This is a genomic window from Enterobacter cloacae complex sp. IR5459 (assembly GCF_049238005.1).
In the GTDB taxonomy this organism is placed as follows: Bacteria; Pseudomonadota; Gammaproteobacteria; order Enterobacterales; family Enterobacteriaceae; genus Enterobacter; species Enterobacter hormaechei_C.
In genome coordinates, this window is record NZ_JBMKIG010000013.1 from 47301 (window position 1) to 68845 (window position 21545).

General features: G+C 57.6%; 20 protein-coding genes. 10 read left to right on the forward strand and 10 right to left on the reverse strand.

Annotated elements, in window-relative coordinates; translation table 11 throughout:
• Positions 1 to 42: 42 nt before the first annotated feature.
• The 7 genes from ACOTX4_RS21680 to rhaB form a co-directional block, all read right to left on the reverse strand.
• A complete protein-coding gene (locus ACOTX4_RS21680; protein WP_003861982.1) occupies positions 43 to 1047 on the reverse strand; it encodes an ABC transporter permease in 1005 nt (334 codons plus the stop codon).
• On the reverse strand, positions 1044 to 2048 hold the full coding sequence (locus ACOTX4_RS21685) for an ABC transporter permease (RefSeq protein ID WP_022652071.1): 1005 nt from the start codon (positions 2046 to 2048) through the stop codon (positions 1044 to 1046). The genes ACOTX4_RS21680 and ACOTX4_RS21685 overlap by 4 nt, the downstream gene beginning before the upstream one ends.
• Positions 2049 to 3551 (reverse strand): sugar ABC transporter ATP-binding protein, encoded by a 1503-nt coding sequence (locus ACOTX4_RS21690; protein ID WP_023315046.1) that lies wholly within the window; start codon positions 3549 to 3551, stop codon positions 2049 to 2051.
• Between the two features lie 75 nt (positions 3552 to 3626).
• Positions 3627 to 4613: a rhamnose ABC transporter substrate-binding protein gene (rhaS, locus tag ACOTX4_RS21695; RefSeq protein ID WP_003861987.1), complete on the reverse strand. Its 987-nt coding sequence runs from the start codon at positions 4611 to 4613 to the stop codon at positions 3627 to 3629.
• 82 nt (positions 4614 to 4695) lie between these two features.
• On the reverse strand, positions 4696 to 5526 hold the full coding sequence (gene rhaD / locus ACOTX4_RS21700; RefSeq protein WP_003861989.1) for a rhamnulose-1-phosphate aldolase: 831 nt from the start codon (positions 5524 to 5526) through the stop codon (positions 4696 to 4698).
• 96 nt (positions 5527 to 5622) lie between these two features.
• Positions 5623 to 6882, reverse strand: coding sequence for an L-rhamnose isomerase (rhaA, locus tag ACOTX4_RS21705; protein ID WP_003861990.1), 1260 nt, complete (start codon positions 6880 to 6882; stop codon positions 5623 to 5625).
• Positions 6879 to 8348, reverse strand: coding sequence for a rhamnulokinase (gene rhaB / locus ACOTX4_RS21710; protein WP_045331515.1), 1470 nt, complete (start codon positions 8346 to 8348; stop codon positions 6879 to 6881). The genes rhaA and rhaB overlap by 4 nt, the downstream gene beginning before the upstream one ends.
• Before the next feature lie 301 nt (positions 8349 to 8649).
• Between rhaB and rhaS (ACOTX4_RS21715) the strand changes: the two genes are divergently transcribed.
• Entirely contained in the window at positions 8650 to 9486 is an 837-nt protein-coding gene (rhaS, locus tag ACOTX4_RS21715; protein ID WP_022652068.1) for an HTH-type transcriptional activator RhaS, read from the forward strand.
• Between the two features lie 73 nt (positions 9487 to 9559).
• On the forward strand, positions 9560 to 10408 hold the full coding sequence (gene rhaR, locus ACOTX4_RS21720; RefSeq protein WP_003861996.1) for an HTH-type transcriptional activator RhaR: 849 nt from the start codon (positions 9560 to 9562) through the stop codon (positions 10406 to 10408).
• Here rhaR and rhaT read toward each other — a convergent pair whose 3' ends face one another.
• Positions 10409 to 11443 carry an L-rhamnose/proton symporter RhaT gene (rhaT, locus tag ACOTX4_RS21725; RefSeq protein ID WP_022652066.1) on the reverse strand — a complete coding sequence of 345 codons (1035 nt, stop codon included), beginning with the start codon at positions 11441 to 11443 and terminating at the stop codon, positions 10409 to 10411. It abuts the gene before it with no gap.
• 288 nt (positions 11444 to 11731) lie between these two features.
• Here rhaT and sodA point away from each other — a divergent pair, with 288 nt between their 5' ends.
• A complete protein-coding gene (gene sodA / locus ACOTX4_RS21730) occupies positions 11732 to 12352 on the forward strand; it encodes a superoxide dismutase [Mn] (protein WP_003861999.1) in 621 nt (206 codons plus the stop codon).
• A gap of 66 nt (positions 12353 to 12418) precedes the next feature.
• Positions 12419 to 13093 (forward strand): 6-hydroxyaminopurine reductase, encoded by a 675-nt coding sequence (gene yiiM / locus ACOTX4_RS21735; protein WP_003862001.1) that lies wholly within the window; start codon positions 12419 to 12421, stop codon positions 13091 to 13093.
• Positions 13094 to 13145: 52 nt separating this feature from the next.
• On the opposite strand, the gene cpxA is transcribed toward yiiM, so the two are convergent.
• Positions 13146 to 14519: an envelope stress sensor histidine kinase CpxA gene (cpxA, locus tag ACOTX4_RS21740; protein ID WP_003862003.1), complete on the reverse strand. Its 1374-nt coding sequence runs from the start codon at positions 14517 to 14519 to the stop codon at positions 13146 to 13148.
• Positions 14516 to 15214, reverse strand: coding sequence for an envelope stress response regulator transcription factor CpxR (gene cpxR / locus ACOTX4_RS21745; RefSeq protein ID WP_003862004.1), 699 nt, complete (start codon positions 15212 to 15214; stop codon positions 14516 to 14518). Before cpxR ends, cpxA begins: the two co-directional genes overlap by 4 nt.
• A 150-nt stretch (positions 15215 to 15364) precedes the next feature.
• On the opposite strand from cpxR, the gene cpxP reads away from it, so the two are divergent.
• The 6 genes from cpxP (at position 15365) to ACOTX4_RS21775 (ending at position 21508) form a co-directional block, all read left to right on the forward strand.
• Positions 15365 to 15871, forward strand: a complete 507-nt coding sequence (cpxP, locus tag ACOTX4_RS21750) for a cell-envelope stress modulator CpxP (RefSeq protein ID WP_003862006.1) — start codon at positions 15365 to 15367, stop codon at positions 15869 to 15871.
• 153 nt (positions 15872 to 16024) lie between these two features.
• The gene (fieF, locus tag ACOTX4_RS21755; protein WP_022652064.1) at positions 16025 to 16909 is read left to right on the forward strand and encodes a CDF family cation-efflux transporter FieF; all 885 of its coding nucleotides are present in this window, start codon (positions 16025 to 16027) and stop codon (positions 16907 to 16909) included.
• 184 nt (positions 16910 to 17093) lie between these two features.
• Positions 17094 to 18056, forward strand: a complete 963-nt coding sequence (pfkA, locus tag ACOTX4_RS21760; RefSeq protein ID WP_003862009.1) for a 6-phosphofructokinase — start codon at positions 17094 to 17096, stop codon at positions 18054 to 18056.
• A gap of 230 nt (positions 18057 to 18286) precedes the next feature.
• A complete protein-coding gene (locus ACOTX4_RS21765) occupies positions 18287 to 19276 on the forward strand; it encodes a sulfate ABC transporter substrate-binding protein (RefSeq protein ID WP_003862012.1) in 990 nt (329 codons plus the stop codon).
• 110 nt (positions 19277 to 19386) lie between these two features.
• Positions 19387 to 20130: a CDP-diacylglycerol diphosphatase gene (locus tag ACOTX4_RS21770; RefSeq protein ID WP_003862014.1), complete on the forward strand. Its 744-nt coding sequence runs from the start codon at positions 19387 to 19389 to the stop codon at positions 20128 to 20130.
• 73 nt (positions 20131 to 20203) lie between these two features.
• On the forward strand, positions 20204 to 21508 hold the full coding sequence (locus ACOTX4_RS21775) for an SLC13 family permease (protein ID WP_045331518.1): 1305 nt from the start codon (positions 20204 to 20206) through the stop codon (positions 21506 to 21508).
• The last annotated feature ends 37 nt before the right edge of the window (positions 21509 to 21545 follow it).

A 21545-nucleotide genomic window follows, 5' to 3' on the forward strand; every position in this document is an offset into this window, starting at 1 on the left:
GGCCTACGGTTAAGCAGGCCGGGTAAACGCAGTGCCACCCGGCTATGAGATCCGTCTTCGCTGCATAATCCGGCGGGTAATAATCGGCAGCGAAATCACCACGATCAGCATCGCGCCGATAATCACCGACATCACAATGCCGGGCACGTTGAGCAGGCTCAGGCCGAAGGTCACCAGCCCCATCAGGAAGGCGGCGATAATCACGCCCACCATGCTGCCGGACCCACCGAGAATATTGACGCCGCCGAGCACCGCCATCGTCACCACCGCCAGCTCCCAGCCCATCGCGATGGTCGGACGGGTGCTGCCCAGACGCGAGGTGAGCAGCACCGACGCCAGGCCGGACATCAGCCCCACCAGCGCGAAGAGGATCAGGTTGTGGCGCTTCACGTTGATGCCGGAGTACCACGCGCCGGTCGGGTTGTTGCCGATGGCGTAGGTGCGGCGGCCAAAGTTGGTACGGTGCAGCACAAAGGCAAACAGAGCGGCCAGGACGATAAACAGCGCGAACTCAAACGACAACGCGCCCCAGACGTAGCCCTGGCCGAACCAGGCAAAGCTCTCCGGGTAGCTGTTCAGCGCCTGGTCCCCGAGCAGGATGTAGGTGATCCCGCGGTATAGGCTCATGGTGCCGATGGTGATGACGATGGACGACAGGTTAAAGCGCGTCACCAGAATGCCGTTGAACAACCCGCACAGTAGCCCGACGCCTAATCCCACGCACACCAGCAGTGGCGTATCGACGCCCGCCGCCGCGCAAAAGCCCATCACCGTCGAGCTGAGCGCGATGGTGGAGGCCACCGACAGGTCAATTTCCCGGGCGATAATCAGCATCGCCATCGGCAACACAATGATCGCTTTTTCCGTGAAGTTGAACGTCGCGTCGGAGAGGTTCCAGATATTGAGGAAGTAGGGCGAGGCGAGCGCGTTCACCACAAATACCGCCAGCGTCACCGCCAGCAGGAAGCCCTCCCAGCACAGCAGACGCTGGAAGATGCCCGGCGCAGAAGTGGGTTTGAACTCTTCAGATGTCATCATTTTACTCATGGTTTCACCGCCAGTTTCTGACGTGCCAGCGCCGCGTCGCGCAGGATCAGCCTGCCTTTGCGCTTGTTGCCGCGCTCGTTCAGCAGCACAGCGATGACAATGACCGAGCCGGAAATCGCCATCTGCCAGAACGGGGAGACGCCGATCACCGGCAGGGCGTTGTTGATGACGCCAAGGAACAGCGCCCCGAACAGACAGCCGAGCACGCGGCCGGTGCCGCCCATGGTGCTGATCCCGCCAATCACGCAGGCTGCCACCACCTGCAATTCAAAACCGTTAGCGACGTCAACATACGCAACGGCAAAGCGCGATATCCACAGGTAGCCGCAGAACCCGGCCAGCAGACCGGAAAGGCAGAAGCTGATGAACTGCATTTTCCCGGCGTTGATCCCGGTGTAGTACGCTGCCGTGGCGTTCCCGCCTGCGGTGTAGAGCGCCCGTCCGGTGCGGCTGTAGCGCAGGAAGTAGCCCACCAGCAGCAGTACGGCGATGGCGCACCAGCTCAGCACCGGCAGGCCCAGCACTGACGCACGCGGCAGGCCGAGGAAGTCTGCACCCATCTGGTTGGAGTTCACCCAGCCGCCGCCGGAGAGCAAAAAGATCATTCCGCGGTAGATGCTCATGGTGCCGAGTGTTACCACAATCGCCGGAATGCCCAGCTTCCACACCAGCAGGCCGTTTATCGCGCCCATCAGCAGCCCAAGCGCGCTGGCGAGGATCAGCAGCGCCCAGACGGGCACGTCCGGGTAATGGAAGTTAATCAGGGCGACAATCATCCCGGTCAGGGCCAGATTGGCCGCCATCGACAGGTCGATGCCTTTAGTGAGCAGCACCATCATCTGCCCGAGCGCGAGGACGATCAGAATGGCGGTGTCGTTAAACATCTCCACCAGGTTGCCCGGCGCGATAAACGATGGCACGCGGCTGCCAATGGCGACGATCATCAGGATAATCACCGCGCCCAGCAGGGCTTCGCGGTGTTTTAAGAGTGAGCTAAGCATTTATGCCGCCTCCTGTTTTGCACCGCTGGCGGCGCTGACGATGGTTTCCGCCGTCGCGTCTCCCGCCTGGTATTCGGCCACCATCAGCCCCTCGTGCATGACGATAATGCGATCCGCCATGCCCATCACTTCCGGTAGTTCGGACGAGACCATAATCACCGCCAGCCCCTGACTGACCAGCTCGGACATAAACTGATGCACGGCTGCCTTTGAGCCGATATCGATGCCTTTTGTTGGCTCATCGAGGATGATCACGTCAGGGTGCGTCGCCAGCCATTTGCCGATCACCACCTTTTGCTGGTTGCCGCCAGAGAGGGTCTCCACCGCCTGCTTCCAGCTGAAGGCTTTCACTTGCAGGCGTTTGGCGTACTCGTTCGCCAGTTTCCATTCACGGTCGTCATGCAGCACGCCGTTCGGATTGAGCGTGCTAAGCTGAGGCAGGCTGATGTTCTGGGCAATCGGCAGGGCGATAATCGCCCCCTGTTTCTGCCTTTCTTCCGGCACGCAGACAATACCGGCTTTGATCGCATCCGCAGGCTGGCGGAAGCGCCGGGGCTGTCCGTTGAGGATAATTTCCCCGGACGATGGCCGAGTGACGCCGGAAAGCGCCTGCATCAATTCGGTACGCCCGGCACCCACCAGCCCGTAAAAGCCGAGGATTTCCCCTTTACGCAGGGAGAACGAGATATGCGCAAACTCGGTCGGATGGCAGAGGTTTTTCACCTCCAGCACCGTCTCGCCTTTTTCGCAGTCGATTTTCGGGAAGGTTTGGGTAATGGCGCGCCCGACCATCATCGACACCATCCGCTCCTCGGTGATCTCATTTATTGCCCCTGCACCGACGAACACGCCGTCGCGCAAAATGGTGTAGTGATCGGCCAGCTCAAAAATCTCGTCGAACTTGTGGGAGATAAACAGGATGGCTTTTCCCTCCTGCTTTAAGCGCTCCACAATCTGGTAAAACTCGAGGATTTCATGCTGCGACAACGCCGCCGTGGGTTCGTCGAGGATCACCACCTGTGCCTCAAACGACAGCGCGCGGGCAATCGCCACCATGTGACGCTGGGCGATGCTTAGGGTTTTCAGCGTTGCGCGCGGGTCGATTTGCACCTCAAGGCGGGCGAGAATAGCCTGCGCCCGGCGGTGCATTTCCGGCCAGTCGAGCTTTTTCAGGAAGCCTTTGTGAAGGTACTGACCAACAAAGATATTTTCGGTGACCGAGAGTTCATCAAACAGGACGGTTTCCTGGTGTATGGCGGTGATACCCATTTTATGCGCCGACTCCGGCGTTGGAAGGTGAACGGGGATCGCCTTGTAGAGAATTTCGCCCTCGTCGGGCTGGTATATGCCGGTCATCACTTTGACCAGCGTCGACTTGCCCGCGCCGTTTTCGCCGATAAGCGCCGTCACTTTGCCGGGCCACAGCGCAAGCTGCACGTTCTCAAGAGCACGTACGCCGGGGAACACCTTGGTGATGCCAGAAAGCTGTAGCAATGGGGTCATGATAGTTCTCCGTTTGGTTCACCCTCACCCCGACCCTCTCCCTTTGGGAGAGGGCTAGGGTGAGGGGGGAAAGGATCAAAAGATTTTCGAGAACTTATCAATATTGCTGGCATCGTAGACGAACGGCTCGGCCATCGCGCCGTTGCCGTCCGCATCCAGCTTCACTTTGCCCAGTTTGCCCATGCTGGCCTCACCTTTCGTGGCCGTGCCTTTCACCAGATCGTCCGCTAAGTAAGTCGCGGCATAGCCCAGGTCAATCGGGTTCCAGATGGCAAAGCTCTTGCTCGCGCCGGATTTCACCGCGCCCGCCATCTCAGACGGCAGGCCTAAACCGGTGACGTACACTTTGCCAATCTTGCCCTGGTCCTTCACCGCCTGCGCGGCAGCCACAATGCCCACGGACGACGGCGAGACGATGACTTTCAGCTCCGGGTAGGTTTTCAGCAGGCCGACCGCTTCGCGGTAGCTTTTGTCAGAGAGATCGTCTCCGTAGGCCACGGTCACCAGATTGACGGACGGGTACTTCGGCAGCACCTTTTTCATCTCCGCAATCCAGGTGTTCTGGTTGGTGGAGGTTGGCGTGGCGCTCAGCACCGCTACTTCGCCCTTCTCCACGTTCAGCGCTTTCAGGGCATCGGCGGCGAGCTTGACGTTGGTTTCGCCAATCAGGGCGTTATTGGACGGGTTGAGATGGATCTGACGCCCGGCTTTCGCCACCCCGGAATCCCACGACACAACCTTAATGCCGCGCTGCATCGCTTTTTTCAGCACCGGCACGACGGCGTCCGGATCGTTCGCGGAAATTGCGATCGCATCCACGCCCTGGGCGATCAGCCCGTTCAGCACCTCGATCTGCGCTTCCGCCGTGGTGGTGGTCGGGCCGGTATAAATCACTTTTACATCGCCTAACTCTTTGGCCGCCTCCTGCGCGCCGACGTTCGCTGCCTCGAAGAATCCATTCCCTAAGGACTTCGCCACCAGGGCGATTTTCACTTCTGCTAAAGCGGAACCGGACAACGCCAGAGCGGCAACGGTGAGGATCAAGCTTGCTTTTATTTTCATTGCTTTTACTCCACTGACTTGAGTTAGTTGTAGGGATTGCAGGTGGTTTTCGCCCCGTCTCGGTGAGCGGGGCGCGATGTTGTTATTGGTACAGATCTAACGCCGACTGCATCGGGGTGACGCCAAAGCGTTTGCCCAGGGCAATCAGCTCTTCCCGGGTGATGGTCTGCTTCATGCCGCCCATGGAATAGACCTTCACCAGCACCTCCGCGGATTTCTCGGCGGTGTCGATCAGGCCGAAGGTTTCATCCAGTGTCGGGCCGCTGCCGAAGACGCCGTGGAACGGCCACAGCACCAGTGAGTGCTTCTGCATGTCCGTCGCGGTCGCCTGGCCGATTTCGTCGGTACCCGGCACCATCCACGGCAGAATGCCGACGCCGTCCGGGAACACCACCAGACACTCGGTGCTGCCTTCCCAGAGTTTGCGGGTGAAGAAATCAGAATTATTTTCCAGCACGTAGGTCAGGGCGATCAGGTTGGTGGCGTGGCAGTGCATGATTACGCGGTCCTTGCCATTGGTCGCCTTGATGCGCTCGCAGTGGGAGAGGAAGTGCGCCGGCAGTTCGGATGTGGGTACCGCGTCGTCCGTCAGTCCCCAGAGAATGTGGTAACCCGCGCCGTCGCTGTCCACCTTCACCACGCCGAGGTTGGCTTCCGGGTCCAGCTGTACGTTGCGGAAAAACTTCCCGGAACCGGTGACGATAAACGGCGTGTTGGCGAGCAGCGGCATCGGCTGGCTCAGGGCGATATAGCGCGGCTTCTGGTGGAAATCGGAGGCAAATGGCTCGATATCCGCGTCGTCCAGGCGTAGCGTCAGGTTGCCGCCGTTGCGCTCATCCCAGCCCTTGAGCCAGGCGTCAGAGGTGGCTTTGATCATGCCCTGGACGAACCAGGAAGTGGTGATGGTCTGCATACTGTAGTTCCTTTGAAAATGCCGGGTGGCGTTACGCTTACCCGGCCTGGTCTTATCTGTAGGCCCGGCAAGCAACGCGCCGCCGGGCGATGTTTTTTACTGACGAGCGGCAAGAACCTCTTTCTCATACGCCCGCACGTTATCCAGCCACTGGCTACCCGCAGGTGCATCGTGACGCTGGCAGTACATCTCCCACACCGCCTGCCACGGCAGGGATTTCTGCTCTTCCAGCAGCGCCAGGCGCGCGGTGTAGTCGCCGTTTTCTTCCAGCTGTTTCAGGGCGGCGACAGGCTCCAGCAGCGCGCGCAGCAGGGCTTTCTTCATGTTACGGGTGCCGATAACCCACGCCGCGATGCGGTTGATGGAGGCGTCGAAGAAGTCGAGGCCGATATGTACGCGGTCAAAGAGGTTGTGGCGGATGATTTCGCTGGCAATGGCCTGGGTTTCGTCATCCAGCAGCACCACGTGGTCGCTGTCCCAGCGCACCGGGCGGCTGACGTGCAGCAGCAGGCGCGGCACGTAGAGCATGGCGGCGGAGATCTTGTCGGAGATGACTTCCGTTGGGTGGAAGTGGCCAGCATCCAGGCACAGCGCGGTCTGGCGGCTGGTGGCATAACCCATGTAGAACTCGTTTGAGCCCACGGTGTAGCTCTCTGCGCCAATGCCGAACAGCTTGCTCTCGACGGCGTCGATGTGGTGCGCCGGGTCCAGCTTCTCGCTGATGGCTTCATCCAGCGCGGCCAGCAGGCGCTGACGCGGGGCCAGTCGGTCTACGGTGATGTCCTTCATGCCGTCCGGGATCCAGATATTCATTACCGATGGCGTGCCAAGCTGCTCGCCAAAATAAGCCGAGACGCGGCGGCTGGCTTTGACATGGTCGATCCAGAACTGGCGGATTTCATCGTTGGCATGCGCAAGGGTAAACCCGTCCGCGCTCAGCGGGTGCGAGAAGCAGGACGGGTTAAAATCCAGACCCAGCCGGTTGGCTTTCGCCCACGCCACCCAGTTCGTAAAGTGTTCCGGTTTGATTTCGTTACGCGCGACCGGCTCATCGGATTCGAGATAAATGGCGTGCAGGTTCAGGCGCTTTGGCCCGGGGATCAGGCTCAGCGCCAGCTCCAGATCCGCACGCAGTTCGGTGGCGTTGCGCGCTTTGCCAGGATAGTTACCCGTGGCCTGAATACCCCCCGTCAGGGAACCGCCCGGGTTCTCGAAACCGGCGACATCATCACCCTGCCAGCAGTGCATGGAGACGGGCAGACGATCGAGCTGGCGCAGCGCCTCTTCGACATCCACGCCGACGGCGGCGAAACGCTGTTTAGCCAGGTCCCAGGCTTGTTCAAGTTGAGTGGTCATGCGCAAAGCTCCTTAGTCAGTCGTTTTTGCTGAAACTGCGCCCGGTAGCGGGCAATTTCATGGCAGGGATGGGGGGTGAAGGTGGTCAGGCTGTTATTCGCCGTCACCACCGAACGGAAATCGTCGACGTTGGACAGTTCGTCCAGGGTCATCAGCTGAATGCCGATATTGCCGAGCGTGGAGGCTTCAATCGGACCTGCCACCACGGTAATGCCGCATGCATCCGCGCAGAGCTGGTTCAGCAGTTGGTTCTGGCAGCCGCCGCCCACGATATGCAGTTGTGTGAACGGTTTGCCGCGAAGGTCAGCCAGCTCGCTCAGGATGTCGGCATACAGCAGGGCGAGACTGTCAAAAATGCAGCGTGCCAGCTCGGCGGGGCGGGAAGGTACCGGCTGCCCCGCTTCAAAACAGGCGGCCTGGATTTCGGCGCTCATGTGCGCCGGGTTGATAAAGCGGTCATCGTTCGGGTTAATCAGGAAGGTACAGGCCTTCAGCGTTTCGGTTTCGGCGATAAGCTCGGGCAGGTCGGTGATGTTCTGCTCTTTCAGCACCCGCTGGAGCAGCCACAGGCCCATGATGTTCTTCAGCACCCGGTAGCGCCCTTCGGCACCGCCTTCGTTGGTGATGTTCGCGGCCAGCGCGGCATCGCTGGTGTAGGGCGTTTTGCTCTCAAAGCCCATCAGCGACCAGGTGCCGGATGAGAGGTAGGCCGCATCTTTGCCGGCGAGCGGCGAGGCAATGACCGCGCTCGCGGTGTCGTGGCTGGCGACGGCGACAACGGGGATTTTATTCCCCTGCGGGCAAAGCCAGTGGCCGATCACATTGCCCGGATGGGTTGGCGCGCCAAACCAGGACGGCGAGGCGCCCGTCCAGGCCAGCAGATGTTCATCCCAGTTATCGGTGTTGATGTTGACCAGCTGCGTGGTGGTGGCGTTGGTGTATTCCCAGTTCATGTTGCCGGTCAGACGGTAGCTTAAGTAGTCCGGGATCAGCAGCGCATGCGCCACCTTTTCGACCAGCTCTGGCTGTTGCTCAACCAGCGCGCGCAGCTGATACAGCGTGTTAAACGGCAGAAACTGAATGCCGCTGCGACCATAGATGTTCTCCTTGCCAAGCTGGGCGATGGCGTGCGCCATTAGCCCATCGGTGCGGCTGTCGCGGTAGGAGACGGGCAGGCCGACGCGTTCGCCGTGACGGTCCAGCAGTACGTAATCCACACCCCAGGTATCAATGCCGATACTGTCGATGCGAATACCGTCTTCGCAGACGTTGTGAAGTCCGGTGCGGAGCTCTGCTTCCAGGGCGTCGATATCCCAGGTAACAAAACCGTCCTGTTTTTGCAGACAATTGGCGAAACGGTGCATTTCGCGAAGCGTAAGGGTGTGCAGGTCGCAGTCCCAGGTGGCGAGCATTACACGGCCGCTGGATGCGCCTAAATCGACAGCCACACAATGGCGAAAAGTCATGGTCGGGTCCTTTCTTAAGTCATTAGCGAGGAGTGTAAGAAAGGGAAGAAATAGCCACCTTCTCGCCACTGACAGCCCAAATCTCGCGCTGGCAAGAAAGCAAAGATGAACGTGAGGGAGTTCACAGTTTCCAGTAATGGCGGGGTTTGCAGGCAGTGTGACGCTGACCGCATTTCCCGATCTTTCCGCCTGTTTCTTGAAAAACCGACAGCTTTTGCGCGGTTTGCTGTCAAAAATTTAAGGTGAGCGTGAAAGGCCTTAATTACTATTTTGAGAACTTTTCTCATTGGTGGGGGCCGTTATGACCGTACTGCACAGCGTCGATTTTTTTCCTACGGGGGCTTCGCCGGTCGCGATTGAGCCACGGCTGCCTCAGGCTGCGTTCCCGGAGCATCATCATGATTTTCATGAAATTGTGATTGTTGAGCACGGAACGGGCATCCACGTGTTTAACGGTCAGCCGTATACCATCAGCGGCGGTACGGTGTGCTTCGTGCGCGATCACGACAGGCACCTGTATGAACATACCGACAACCTGTGCCTGACCAATGTGCTCTATCGTTCTCCGGATGCGTTCCAGTTTCTTTCCGGGCTGAATCAGCTGTTGCCGCAGGAGAAGGACGGCCATTATCCGTCGCACTGGCGGGTGAATCAGTCCACGTTGCAGCAGGTGCGTCAGCTGGTGAGCCAGATGGAGCAGAGCGAGGATGGACAGGAGACGCACGCCATTGCTACCCGCGAGCTGCTGTTTATGCAGCTGCTGGTGCTGCTGCGGCGCAGCAGCCTGGTGGAAGGGCTGGAAAATAACGACGCGCGCCTGAATCAGCTGATGGCATGGCTGGAAGATCATTTCGCCGAAGATGTCTGCTGGGAAACGCTGGCGGATGACTTTTCGCTCTCGCTGCGCACGCTGCATCGTCAGCTCAAGCAGCATACCGGCCTGACGCCGCAGCGTTACCTTAACCGTCTGCGCCTGATCAAAGCGCGTCACCTTTTACGTCATACCGACGAAAGCGTCACCGATATCGCCTATCGCTGCGGTTTCGGCGACAGTAACCACTTTTCGACGCTGTTTCGCCGGGAGTTTAGCTGGTCGCCGCGCGATATTCGTCAGGGGAAAGACGCGTTGCTTCAGTAACGCGAGGGCAGTCACCGTTTTTTTGCTGCAAAAAGGCTAATAATGTCCGGTTATTCGCCGTAGAGGTTGTGGTGTGGCTGCTCAGCTCATTCTTCGCAAAGATGATTTTTTTGCCTCCGCGAGTCAGGCCGTCGCGGTGGCCGACCGCTACCCGCAAAACGTCTTCGCCGAGCACACCCACGAGTTTTGCGAGCTGGTGCTGGTGTGGCGGGGCAATGGCCTGCACGTCCTCAACGACCGTCCCTACCGCATCACGCGCGGAGACCTGTTCTACATCCGCGCTGAAGACAAACACTCCTACGCCTCGGTTAACGATCTGGTGTTGCAGAACGTCATCTATTGCCCCGACAGACTTAAACTGAATGTCGACTGGGCGGGCAATATCCCCGGTTTTCATGATGCCAGAGGCGAACCGCACTGGCGCTTAAGCAGCAACGGCATGGCTCAGGTGCGCCAGACGATTTCCCAGCTGGAGCAGGAGAGCCAGAAGAGCGATCCGGTGGCAAACCAGATGTCGGAGCTGCTTTTCGCCCAGCTGGTGATGACCCTGAAGCGCCATCGTTACGCTACGGATAATCCCTCTGCCACCATGCAGGAAGCGTTGCTGGATAAGCTCATCACCCGGCTTGCGGGCAGTCTGAACAAGAGTTTCGTGCTGGAAAAATTCTGCGAGCAGGAGCAGTGCAGCGAGCGCGCGCTGCGCCAGCAGTTCCGCACCCAGACGGGGATGACGGTAAACCACTATCTGCGCCAGCTGCGCATCTGCCACGCCCAGTACCTGTTACAGCATACGGAGCTGATGGTGAGTGAAGTGGCGATGCGCTGCGGCTTTGAGGACAGTAACTACTTCTCGGTGGTGTTTAACCGTGAGGTGGGGATGACGCCGGTTCAGTGGCGTCATCGCAGTCGAAAGGCAGCGTAATCAGTTCGCCATGCCGAGGCCGACGATATTGGCCGCAATGATAATCACCACGCAGCCCAGGCTCAGCACGCCAACCGGACGACGCCCGGCGTTGTTCCACTCTTTCAGCACCAGCCCAACCAGCCCGCCGCACAGCACGTAGAAGCTCATGTGCAGCATCCAGCTCATGTAGTCATACTGCGCCGGAATACTGGCGTGACCCCAGGCGTAGAAGAAGAATTGCAGATACCACATCAGGCCGCCAAGGGCGGAGAGCAGGACGTTAGTGACGATCAGCGGTTTTGCCAGCGAGAAGTCGGCTTTTACCGACAGGTTGTTCACTTTTGCCAGACGAATAAAGCAGAAGCCGAGGTTTACCAGCGCGCCGCCGCCCATGATCACCACGTAGCTTGGCAGGGCAACGTACAGCGGATCGACGCCCAGCGCCGCAGCGGCGTCGTGCATCGGTTTGGCGGCATTCATGGCGAACGACATGCCCGCCGAGAAGACGCCGCACATCACCGCCAGCAGCAGCCCTTTCTTCAGGTTGAACTCTTCGGCTTTGATGCCCATCTTGCGTTCTTTCAGCTGGCCCGCGCGGGTGACGATGCCCACGCCGATCACCGCCACCAGCACGCCCAGCAGGGTCATTCGCCCTCCCTGGGTGTTGATCAGCACATCGAAGTTGCCGTTGAGGATTGGCGTCATCAGGGTGCCAACAATCAACGTTATGCCAATCGCGATGCCAATCCCCATCGACATGCCGAGGTAGCGCATGGTGAGGCCGTAGTTGATATTACCGATGCCCCACATCGCGCCGAACAGGAATACCGGCAGCAGGGTGGAGGCGTTGAAGGAGGAGAAGTAGCCCCAGAAATCGGGCAGCAGCATGGCGCTGATTGTCCAGGGCAAAATCAGCCAGGACACGGTACCGCCAACGGACCACATGGTTTCCCATGACCAGCCTTTCACCTTTTTAAACGGGGCATAGAAACAGGCTGCACTGGCCGCGCCTATCAAATGCCAGAAGATACCCATCGTAATCGCATGATTCATTTTTACATCCTCATCGTTTTTATAGCCGGAGGCTTCCCGCCGACTTGATGAGTGTAAAAATGAGGCGGTTTGGGAACCTTCAGAAGGTTGCCGCACTTTTGTTCAGGATGGCAATCAGCACGTTAAACACGTGAGCAGACTCACAATTTTGTCATTTATCAAAAACCGAATAACCTTATAAAAACTACGGCATTGATAATCATTTTCAATATCATTTAATTAACTATAATGAACCAACTGCTTACGCGGCATTAACAGCTGTGCCGCCCGACAATAATGGAGAGGATTATGAGTTATACACTGCCATCCCTGCCGTATGCCTACGACGCACTGGAACCGCATTTCGACAAGCAGACGATGGAAATCCATCACACTAAACACCACCAGACCTACGTGAACAACGCGAATGCTGCGCTGGAAAGCCTGCCAGAGTTCGCTAATCTGCCTGTTGAAGAGCTGATCACCAAACTGGACCAGCTGCCGGCAGACAAGAAAACCGTGCTGCGCAACAACGCGGGCGGTCACGCTAACCACAGCCTGTTCTGGAAAGGCCTGAAAACCGGCACCACCCTTCAGGGCGACCTGAAAGCGGCTATCGAGCGTGACTTCGGTTCCGTTGACAACTTCAAAGCGGAATTCGAAAAAGCCGCTGCAACCCGTTTCGGCTCTGGCTGGGCGTGGCTGGTCCTGAAAGGTGACAAACTGGCGGTCGTTTCTACCGCTAACCAGGACTCCCCGCTGATGGGTGAAGCTATCTCTGGCGCATCCGGCTTCCCAATTCTGGGTCTGGACGTGTGGGAACACGCTTACTACCTGAAGTTCCAGAACCGTCGCCCTGACTACATCAAAGCCTTCTGGGACGTGGTGAACTGGGACGAAGCAGCAGCGCGTTTCGCCGCTAAAAAATAAGGTTGCATTGACGCCTGTGAGAAGCGAGTCTGATGACTCGCTTTTTTTGTATCTGAAGGAGTGGAGATGCATTACCCGGTGAATGTGTTTACAGGCAAGGTAAGGGAGTACGAAGGCAGCCGCCCGAGTGCCATCGCCAAAGTGCAGGTCGACGGTGAGCTGACGTTGACCGATCTCGGGCTTGCGGGTGACCAGCAGGCTGAAAAGAAAATCCACGGCGGGCCCGATCGCGCGCTGTGCCATTATCCGCGCGAGCACTATCAGCACTGGAAAACCGAATTTCCTGAACAGGCTGACCTCTTCGTCGCCCCCGCGTTTGGCGAAAATCTCTCAACGGAGGGGCTGACGGAGAAGAACGTCTTTATCGGCGATATTTACCGCTGGGGCGATGCTTTGATTCAGGTCACCCAGCCGCGCTCACCGTGCTTTAAGCTTAATTACCATTTCGGCATTCAGGATATGTCGGCCCAGTTGCAAAACGCGGGTAAAACCGGCTGGCTGTATCGCGTTGTGCAGGCGGGACAGGTTTCGGCGGATGCGCCGCTTGAGCTGGCTTCGCGTTTGAGTGAGGTGTCGGTGTACGAGGCCTGCGCAATTGCCTGGCATATGCCGTTTGATGACGATCAGTATCACCGTCTGCTGTCAGCGGCGGGATTATCCACCAGCTGGACCAGAACGATGCAGAAGCGGCGGATAAGCGGCAAGATCGAGAGCAGTTCGCGGAGATTATGGGGGAAATAGTTCCCGCAGAAAGTAGGCCGGGTAAGGCGAAGCCGCCACCCGGCACATACGGTTACGAACGCTTATACAGCGGCAGCCACAGCGTTAACCTGAGCCCGCCCAGCGGGCTGTCATCGGCTTTCACCCAGCCACGGTGCTGTTGCATGGCGGTTTCCACAATCGCCAGCCCCAGTCCCGTACCGCCCGATTCCCGGTCGCGCGCCTCGTCGGTGCGGTAGAACGGACGGAATATCTGCTCGCGGTCTTCCGGGCTGACGCCAGGACCGTCGTCGTCGACGATGACGGTGATCCCGTCTTTATCCACCGAGAACGCCACCTCAATCTTCGTGTGCGAGTAGCGCAGGGCGTTACGCACGATATTTTCCAGCGCGCTTTCCAGCGCGTTGGGGTTACCGTACAGCGGCCATGGCCCCGGCGGGAAGTTAACGGTGAAGGATTTGCCCATCTGCTCCGCTTCAAACGCCGCGTTGTCCAGCACCTCATGCCACAGATGATTGGCTTTCACCGTTTCGCTCACCAGCGCGTTTTTCTGCTGATTGCGCGACATGACCAGCAGATCGTTGATCATGCTGTCCAGACGATGCGCTTCGGTTTCGATGCGCTCCAGCTCTTTGCTTTCTCCGCTGCGGCGACGCAGCAGGGCGGTACCCAGCTGTAAGCGCGTGAGCGGGGTACGCAGTTCGTGCGAGATATCCGACAGCAGGCGCTGCTGGGCCGTCATCATGCGATCGAGCGCGCTCACCATCTGGTTAAAACTGGTCCCGGCGGCCAGGAACTCCTGCGGCCCGGATTCCAGCTCCGGATGCTGCCTCAGGTTGCCCTGCGCCACTTCGTCCGCCGCATTTTTCAGCTTACGCGCCGGTTTCGCCAGGCTCCACGCCAGCCATAACAGCAGCGGGGAACTGACCAGCATCGTGACAATCAACAGCAAAAGCGGACGGTCAAACAGCAGGTTGATGAAGTCGGACTGGGAACTGCTCGCAGGGCGAATCAGGTAGAGCTGATAATTGTCTTCCCCGTCCCGAACCGAGAAAGGACCAACCATCTCTACCCGACCATATTTCTTTTTCTGTGGGTGATCGGCGTTATCCGCCTGGCCAATAAAGTTGCGGATAATCTGCATTTCATTGCGATCGGCCCCAATCACGCGGCCTTCACTGGTGACCAGTAAAAGACGTTGTCCGGGGGGCGCCCACTTGTCGATAGCGCGAAACAACCTGCGCCACCACATTAAATCGTTCGGCGGATCGTTTGCCAGCTCCGCTTCCACGTGCTGCTCGATCATCACGCCCTGACGTTGCTCGCTGTCTAGTAGCTCCGTCATCTGGCGTGAGTCGAGTTTTGGCAACATCAAAACGAGCATTAAAACCAGTGCCAGCGTCAGCCAGAAGATGGCGAAGATGCGGGCGGTTAAGCTGCCTATCATGAAGCGGAAACCATCAGATAACCACGACCACGCAGGGTTTTGAACCAGGGATGACCGTCTTTACGCTCCGGCAGCTTACGGCGCAGGTTCGAGATATGCATGTCGATGGCGCGGTCAAACGGGGTGAGGCGTTTGCCCAGCACTTCCTGGCTTAAGTGTTCACGCGACACCACCTGGCCGAGATGCTGCGCCAGCAGATACAGCAGGGTGAACTCGGTGCCGGTTAGCTCCAGCGTTTCACCGTCGAAGCTCGCTTCCTGTCGGCCCGGGTTCAGGCTCAGGGAGTCCACTTCCAGCGTAGGTGAGCTGTTGTCGGTATTCTGCTGCTGCTCGCTCCAGTGAGAGCGGCGCAGGATCGCGCGAATACGGGCCACCAGTTCACGGTCGTTGAACGGCTTAGGTAAATAGTCATCCGCACCCAGCTCAAGGCCGAGTACGCGGTCAAGCTCGCTGCCGCGTGCGGTCAGCATAATGACGGGGGTCTGGTGTGTCTGGCGAAGCTCTTTCAACGTATCAATACCGTTTTTCTTCGGCATCATGACGTCGAGCAAAAGTAAATCGATGCTGTCGTCAAGGAGACTCAGCGCCTGCTCGCCATCATGGGCAACCAGGACGTTGAAACCTTCCATGTCGAGCAACTCCTTTAAAAGAGATGTGAGCTCTCGGTCATCATCAACTAACAGGATTTTATTCATTGTTTAAATACCTCCGAGGCAGAAATTACGACATCAAGGCTATCTAATCCATGACTTTACGTTGTTTTACACCCCCTGACGCATGTTTGCAGCCTGAATCGTAGACTGTCTCTCGTTGAATCGCGACACGAAAGATTTTGGGAGCAAGTGATGCGCAAAGTTACCGCTGCCGTCATGGCCTCAACGCTGGCCTTCAGTGCGTTTAGCCAGGCTGCTGTAGCTATCATCAGTGATAACGGTTCCTCAGCAGAGGGCGCAACGCAGCACAGCAGCCAAAGCCATATGTTTGACGGCATAAGTTTAACCGAACATCAGCGTCAACAGATGCGAGATCTGATGCAGAGGGCAAGACACGACCAGCCCCCTGTTAATGTTAGCGAAATGGAGACAATGCATCGCCTTGTCACCGCAGAAAATTTTGACGAAAGCGCTGTACGCGCTCAGGCCGAAAAAATGGCGCAGGAACAGGTTGCCCGCCAGGTAGAGATGGCGAAGGTTCGCAACCAGATGTTCCACCTGCTAACGCCCGAGCAGCAAGCGGTTTTGAATACCAAACATCAGCAACGTATGAACCAGTTGCGTGAGGTTGCACGGATGCAGCGAAGCTCAGATATGACGCTTTTCAGTAGCAATAGCAGTACCCGTAGTAACCAGTAAACCCTGTTTTCCTTGCCATAGACACCATCCCTGTCTTCCCCCACATGATGTGGGGGTTTTTTTTGCCCATCGTTCCGGTTTGTTAACGCTTTATTCATCCTTTCACTCCACCACCATCCGTTATACTAGCGCCATGGCATGACAGGAGTGTTTATGAATCAATCCTATGGACGGCTGGTAAGCCGGGCCGCAATAGCCGCGACGGTGATGGCGTCGTGTTTACTGATCATTAAAATTTTCGCGTGGTGGTACACCGGATCGGTCAGTATTCTGGCGGCGCTGGTGGACTCACTGGTGGATATTGCCGCCTCGCTGACCAACCTGCTGGTGGTGCGCTACTCGCTGCAACCGGCGGATGAAGAGCATACGTTTGGCCACGGCAAAGCGGAATCGCTGGCCGCGCTGGCACAAAGCATGTTTATTTCGGGCTCTGCGCTTTTCCTGTTTTTGACAGGCATTCAGCATCTTGTTTCGCCGTCACCGATGAACGATCCGGGCGTTGGCGTGGTCGTAACGGTAGTTGCACTTATAAGCACACTTGTTCTTGTAACGTTCCAGCGCTGGGTTGTACGCAAAACACAAAGCCAGGCTGTACGGGCCGATATGCTTCATTATCAGTCTGATGTTATGATGAATGGGGCTATTCTTATTGCGCTTGGTCTGGCCTGGTATGGCTGGCATCGGGCCGATGCGTTGTTTGCGTTAGGGATAGGGATCTATATTTTATACAGCGCCTTGCGGATGGGGTATGACGCGGTACAGTCGCTTCTTGACCGTGCGCTTCCGGATGCAGAACGTGATGAAATTTATGCCATCGTGACCAACTGGCCCGGCGTCAGTGGTGCTCACGATCTTCGTACGCGGCAGTCAGGGCCGACCCGCTTTATTCAGATTCATTTGGAAATGGAAGACAACCTGCCACTGGTTCAGGCGCATATGGTCGCTGAACAGGTGGAGCAGGCGATTTTGCAGCGTTTCCCTGGGTCAGACGTCATTATTCACCAGGACCCATGCTCTGTCGTACCCAGGGCGTTTTGAGCTTTCGTAATTCGTTGTAAAAAAGTGAGCCAGAGCAGCATTTTGTGGATAAATTACCACCATATGGCCTGACCTGAATCAATTCAGCTGGAAGGGATTGATATACTATTTGCAGTATTCGACGGTTGAACAGTTTCTTCCGGCAGCAGATTTCAATTTTGCATTCCTAAGTTCAGAGGTAGTCATGATTAAGAAAATCGGTGTGTTGACAAGCGGCGGTGATGCGCCGGGCATGAACGCGGCAATCCGTGGGGTTGTCCGTGCAGCGCTGACGGAAGGTCTGGAAGTTTTTGGTATCTATGACGGTTACCTGGGTCTGTATGAAGACCGCATGGTTCAGCTCGACCGCTACAGCGTGTCTGACATGATCAACCGTGGCGGTACTTTCCTCGGTTCTGCACGCTTCCCGGAATTCCGTGACGAACACATCCGTGAAGTGGCTATCGAAAACATGAAAAAACGGGGTCTGGATGCGCTGGTGGTTATCGGCGGCGACGGCTCCTACATGGGTGCAAAACGTCTGACTGAAATGGGCTTCCCGTGCATCGGCCTGCCTGGCACCATCGACAACGACATTAAAGGCACCGACTACACCATCGGTTACTTCACCGCGCTGGGTACCGTTGTGGAAGCGATTGACCGCCTGCGTGACACCTCTTCCTCTCACCAGCGTATTTCCATTGTTGAAGTGATGGGCCGTTACTGCGGTGACCTGACTCTGGCGGCGGCAATTGCCGGTGGCTGTGAGTTCGTGGTGGTGCCGGAAGTGGAATTCAGCCGTGAAGATCTGGTCGCTGAAATCAAAGCTGGTATCGCGAAAGGCAAAAAACATGCGATCGTTGCCATCACCGAGCACATCTGTGACGTTGACGAGCTGGCGAAGTACATCGAAACCGAAACCAAACGCGAAACCCGCGCGACCGTTCTGGGTCACATTCAGCGTGGCGGTTCCCCAGGCCCGTACGACCGTATCCTGGCGTCCCGCATGGGCGCGTACGCGATCGAGCTGCTGCTACAGGGCCACGGCGGCCGCTGCGTCGGTATCCAGAACGAGAAACTGGTTCACCATGACATCATCGACGCCATTGAAAACATGAAGCGTCCGTTCAAAGGTGACTGGCTGGACTGCGCGAAAAAACTGTACTGATTGGCTCTGTTGCCCGGTGGCGGCAAGGTAAATGCAAAACGGTAACCCTTGGGTTACCGTTTTTTATGGTTGCTCCCTCTCCCGTGGGAGAGGGTTGGGGTGAGGGCATCAGGCCGCTCATTCATTTTTTTATTCCTTCACGTTATAGCCAATCTTTTTTTATTCTTTAATCATCGATTAGCTTTCTGGCACGCTGCATTCATCAAAACACTACACAAGAGAGCTGGGCGATGAATAAATGGGGCGTGGGGTTAACATTATTGCTGGCATCAACCAGCGTTCTGGCAAAGGACATTCAGTTACTGAATGTGTCGTACGATCCGACTCGTGAACTGTACGACCAGTACAACAAAGCTTTCGCGGCGCACTGGAAACAGGAAACCGGCGATAACGTGGTGGTTCGCCAGTCTCACGGCGGTTCCGGTAAGCAGGCGACATCGGTGATCAACGGTATCGAAGCCGACGTGGTGACCCTGGCGCTGGCTTATGACGTGGATGCGATCGCGGAGCGTGGCCGTATCGACAAAAACTGGATCAAGCGCCTGCCGGACAACTCTGCGCCATACACCTCGACCATCGTCTTCCTGGTGCGCAAAGGCAACCCGAAACAGATTAAAGACTGGAACGACCTGATTAAGCCGGGCGTGTCTGTCATCACCCCGAACCCGAAAAGCTCCGGCGGCGCACGCTGGAACTACCTGGCGGCCTGGGGCTACGCGCTGCACCACAACAACGGCGATCAGGCCAAAGCACAGGACTTCGTCAAAGCACTGTTTAAAAACGTCGAAGTGCTGGACTCCGGCGCGCGCGGCGCAACCAACACCTTCGTCGAGCGCGGCATCGGCGACGTGCTGATCGCCTGGGAAAACGAAGCCCTGCTGGCGACCAACGAGCTGGGTAAAGACAAGTTCGAGATCGTCACCCCGAGCGAATCCATCCTCGCTGAGCCGACCGTCTCCGTCGTCGATAAGGTTGTTGATAAGAAGGGCACCAAAGCGGTGGCGGAAGCCTACCTGAAGTACCTCTACTCACCGGAAGGGCAGGAAATTGCGGCGAAAAACTTCTACCGCCCACGCGATGAGGCCGTCGCGAAGAAATACGAAAACGCCTTCCCGAAACTGAAGCTGTTTACTATCGATGATGTTTTTGGCGGCTGGACCAAAGCGCAGAAAGAGCACTTCTCTAACGGCGGCACCTTCGACCAGATCAGCAAGCGCTAAGCGTTTTACAAAGAACAACACGGTAACCCGGTGTGAGAAATCCGCCGGGTTTTTATTTGGTCATCATTTTGCGTTACTCTTTTGCCTCTATTGAAAACAGGGAACGCGTTGTGAAAAAAATTATCTTACTGATTCTGATCGTTATCGCCCTTGCCGCAGGCGGCGTGTACTGGATGAAAGCGGGTAATCCGAATGCGTTGCGTCATATCGTTCTCGACCAGTGTGTGCCCAACCAGCTGCATAACCGTAACCCGGCACCGTGCGCGCAGGTGAAGCCAGATGCGGGCTACGTGGTGTTCAAAGACCGCAACGGACCGCTGCAATACCTGCTGATGCCTACGTACCGTATCAACGGCACTGAAAGCCCGCTGCTGACAGAGCCGCAGACACCGAATTTCTTCTGGCTGGCATGGCAGTCTCGTCATTTTATGAGCATGAAACGAGGGGCCGACGTGCCTGACAGCGCCGTTTCGCTAACCATCAACTCCCCGACCGGGCGCACGCAAAACCATTTTCATATCCACATCTCCTGTCTGCGCCCAGACGTGCGCGAGAAGCTGAACGCGTCGCAGGGGCAAATCAGCACCCAGTGGTTACCGCTTCCGGGCGGGCTGGAAGGGCATGAATACCTTGCCCGTCGGGTGACGGAGAACGAACTGGTGCAGCGCAGCCCGTTTATGATGCTGGCGGAAGAGCTGCCAGAAGCGCGCGACCATATGGGACGCTTCGCGCTGGCGATGGCGCAGCAGTCAGACGGCTCGTTTGTATTGCTGGCGACAGAGCGTAATTTGCTTACCTTTAACCGCGCGTCAGCTGAGGAATTGCAGGATCATCAATGCGATATCCTGAAGTGACCCCACCATAAATAGCGTTTACTCGCCCTGCCTGTCGCCGTAGACTTGCTGAAAAATTCTACAGGAGACAGGTATGTCGCTCTGGTTAACGCATCCTCTGCTGCTTCCCTCGCTGATCGTCGGCGTCACCATCGTGCTGTGGGCGACGTCGCTGTTGCCCGAATTTATCACCGCGCTGTTGTTTTTCACGGCGGCGATGACCGCCAGAATCGCCCCGCCGGAAGTAATCTTCGGCGGCTTCGCCTCGTCTGCCTTCTGGCTGGTGTTCAGCGGCTTTGTGCTGGGTGTGGCGATTCGGAAAACCGGCCTGGCGGACAGGGCCGCCCGGGCGCTGTCGGCAAAGCTTACCGACTCCTGGGTGCTGATGGTGGCAAGCGTTGTGCTACTGAGCTATGCCCTGGCATTCGTGATGCCGTCGAACATGGGACGTATTGCGCTGCTGATGCCGATTGTCGCCGCGATGGCGAAGCGGGCCGGCATTCCTGATGGCTCGCGGGCCTGGTTTGGCCTGGCGCTGGCGGTCGGGTTTGGCACCTTCCAGCTCTCGGCCACTATTTTGCCCGCCAACGTGCCCAACCTGGTGATGAGCGGCGCGGCGGAAGGCTCATACGGCATCCACCTGAACTATGTTCCGTATCTGCTGCTGCACACCCCGGTGCTGGGTATTCTCAAAGGCCTGATTCTGATTGGCCTGATCTGCTGGCTGTTCCCCGGCAACCCGAAACCGGCGAAGGATCTCGCGCCATCGGAACCGATGGGGCGTGACGAAAAACGGCTCGCCTGGCTGCTGGCGGTGGTGTTGACGATGTGGGTGACGGAGAGCTGGCACGGCGTGGGCCCAGCGTGGACAGGGCTGGCGGCCTCAGTCGTCGTTATGCTGCCGCGTATAGGTTTTATCACCGGGGAGGAGTTCTCGGCGGGGGTGAATATGCGTACCTGTATTTACGTCGCGGGTATACTCGGGCTGGCCATTACGGTGACGCAGACCGGTATCGGTGCGGCCGTAGGCGAGGCGTTGCTCCATATCATGCCGCTGGATGCAGATCGCCCGTTTACCAGCTTCCTGGCGCTGACGGGGATCACCACGGCGCTCAACTTCATTATGACCGCCAATGGCGTTCCGGCGCTGTACACCACGCTGGCGCAGAGCTTCTCGGACGCGACCGGCTTCCCGCTGCTGTCGGTGATCATGATTCAGGTGCTGGGGTATTCCACGCCGTTGCTGCCGTATCAGGCGTCGCCGATTGTGGTGGCGATGGGCTTAGGGAAAGTGCCTGCGAAGGCGGGGATGCTGCTCTGCCTGGCGCTGGCGATTGCGACGTATCTGGTGCTGCTGCCGCTGGATTATTTGTGGTTTAGCGTATTAGGACGTTTGTAGTGGTTTTGTAGGGCGGGTTAGCGAAGCGCCACCCGCC

Bases quoted from the DNA above. Each gene is read 5' to 3' on its own strand.
- ACOTX4_RS21680 (WP_003861982.1), bottom strand. From the start codon at position 1,047: ATGAGTAAAATGATGACATCTGAAGAGTTCAAACCCACTTCTGCGCCG.
- ACOTX4_RS21685 (WP_022652071.1), bottom strand. From the start codon at position 2,048: ATGCTTAGCTCACTCTTAAAACACCGCGAAGCCCTGCTGGGCGCGGTG.
- ACOTX4_RS21690 (WP_023315046.1), bottom strand. From the start codon at position 3,551: ATGACCCCATTGCTACAGCTTTCTGGCATCACCAAGGTGTTCCCCGGC.
- rhaS (WP_003861987.1), bottom strand. From the start codon at position 4,613: ATGAAAATAAAAGCAAGCTTGATCCTCACCGTTGCCGCTCTGGCGTTG.
- rhaD (WP_003861989.1), bottom strand. From the start codon at position 5,526: ATGCAGACCATCACCACTTCCTGGTTCGTCCAGGGCATGATCAAAGCC.
- rhaA (WP_003861990.1), bottom strand. From the start codon at position 6,882: ATGACCACTCAACTTGAACAAGCCTGGGACCTGGCTAAACAGCGTTTC.
- rhaB (WP_045331515.1), bottom strand. From the start codon at position 8,348: ATGACTTTTCGCCATTGTGTGGCTGTCGATTTAGGCGCATCCAGCGGC.
- rhaS (WP_022652068.1), top strand. From the start codon at position 8,650: ATGACCGTACTGCACAGCGTCGATTTTTTTCCTACGGGGGCTTCGCCG.
- rhaT (WP_022652066.1), bottom strand. From the start codon at position 11,443: ATGAATCATGCGATTACGATGGGTATCTTCTGGCATTTGATAGGCGCG.
- sodA (WP_003861999.1), top strand. From the start codon at position 11,732: ATGAGTTATACACTGCCATCCCTGCCGTATGCCTACGACGCACTGGAA.
- yiiM (WP_003862001.1), top strand. From the start codon at position 12,419: ATGCATTACCCGGTGAATGTGTTTACAGGCAAGGTAAGGGAGTACGAA.
- cpxA (WP_003862003.1), bottom strand. From the start codon at position 14,519: ATGATAGGCAGCTTAACCGCCCGCATCTTCGCCATCTTCTGGCTGACG.
- cpxR (WP_003862004.1), bottom strand. From the start codon at position 15,214: ATGAATAAAATCCTGTTAGTTGATGATGACCGAGAGCTCACATCTCTT.
- cpxP (WP_003862006.1), top strand. From the start codon at position 15,365: ATGCGCAAAGTTACCGCTGCCGTCATGGCCTCAACGCTGGCCTTCAGT.
- fieF (WP_022652064.1), top strand. From the start codon at position 16,025: ATGAATCAATCCTATGGACGGCTGGTAAGCCGGGCCGCAATAGCCGCG.
- pfkA (WP_003862009.1), top strand. From the start codon at position 17,094: ATGATTAAGAAAATCGGTGTGTTGACAAGCGGCGGTGATGCGCCGGGC.
- ACOTX4_RS21765 (WP_003862012.1), top strand. From the start codon at position 18,287: ATGAATAAATGGGGCGTGGGGTTAACATTATTGCTGGCATCAACCAGC.
- ACOTX4_RS21775 (WP_045331518.1), top strand. From the start codon at position 20,204: ATGTCGCTCTGGTTAACGCATCCTCTGCTGCTTCCCTCGCTGATCGTC.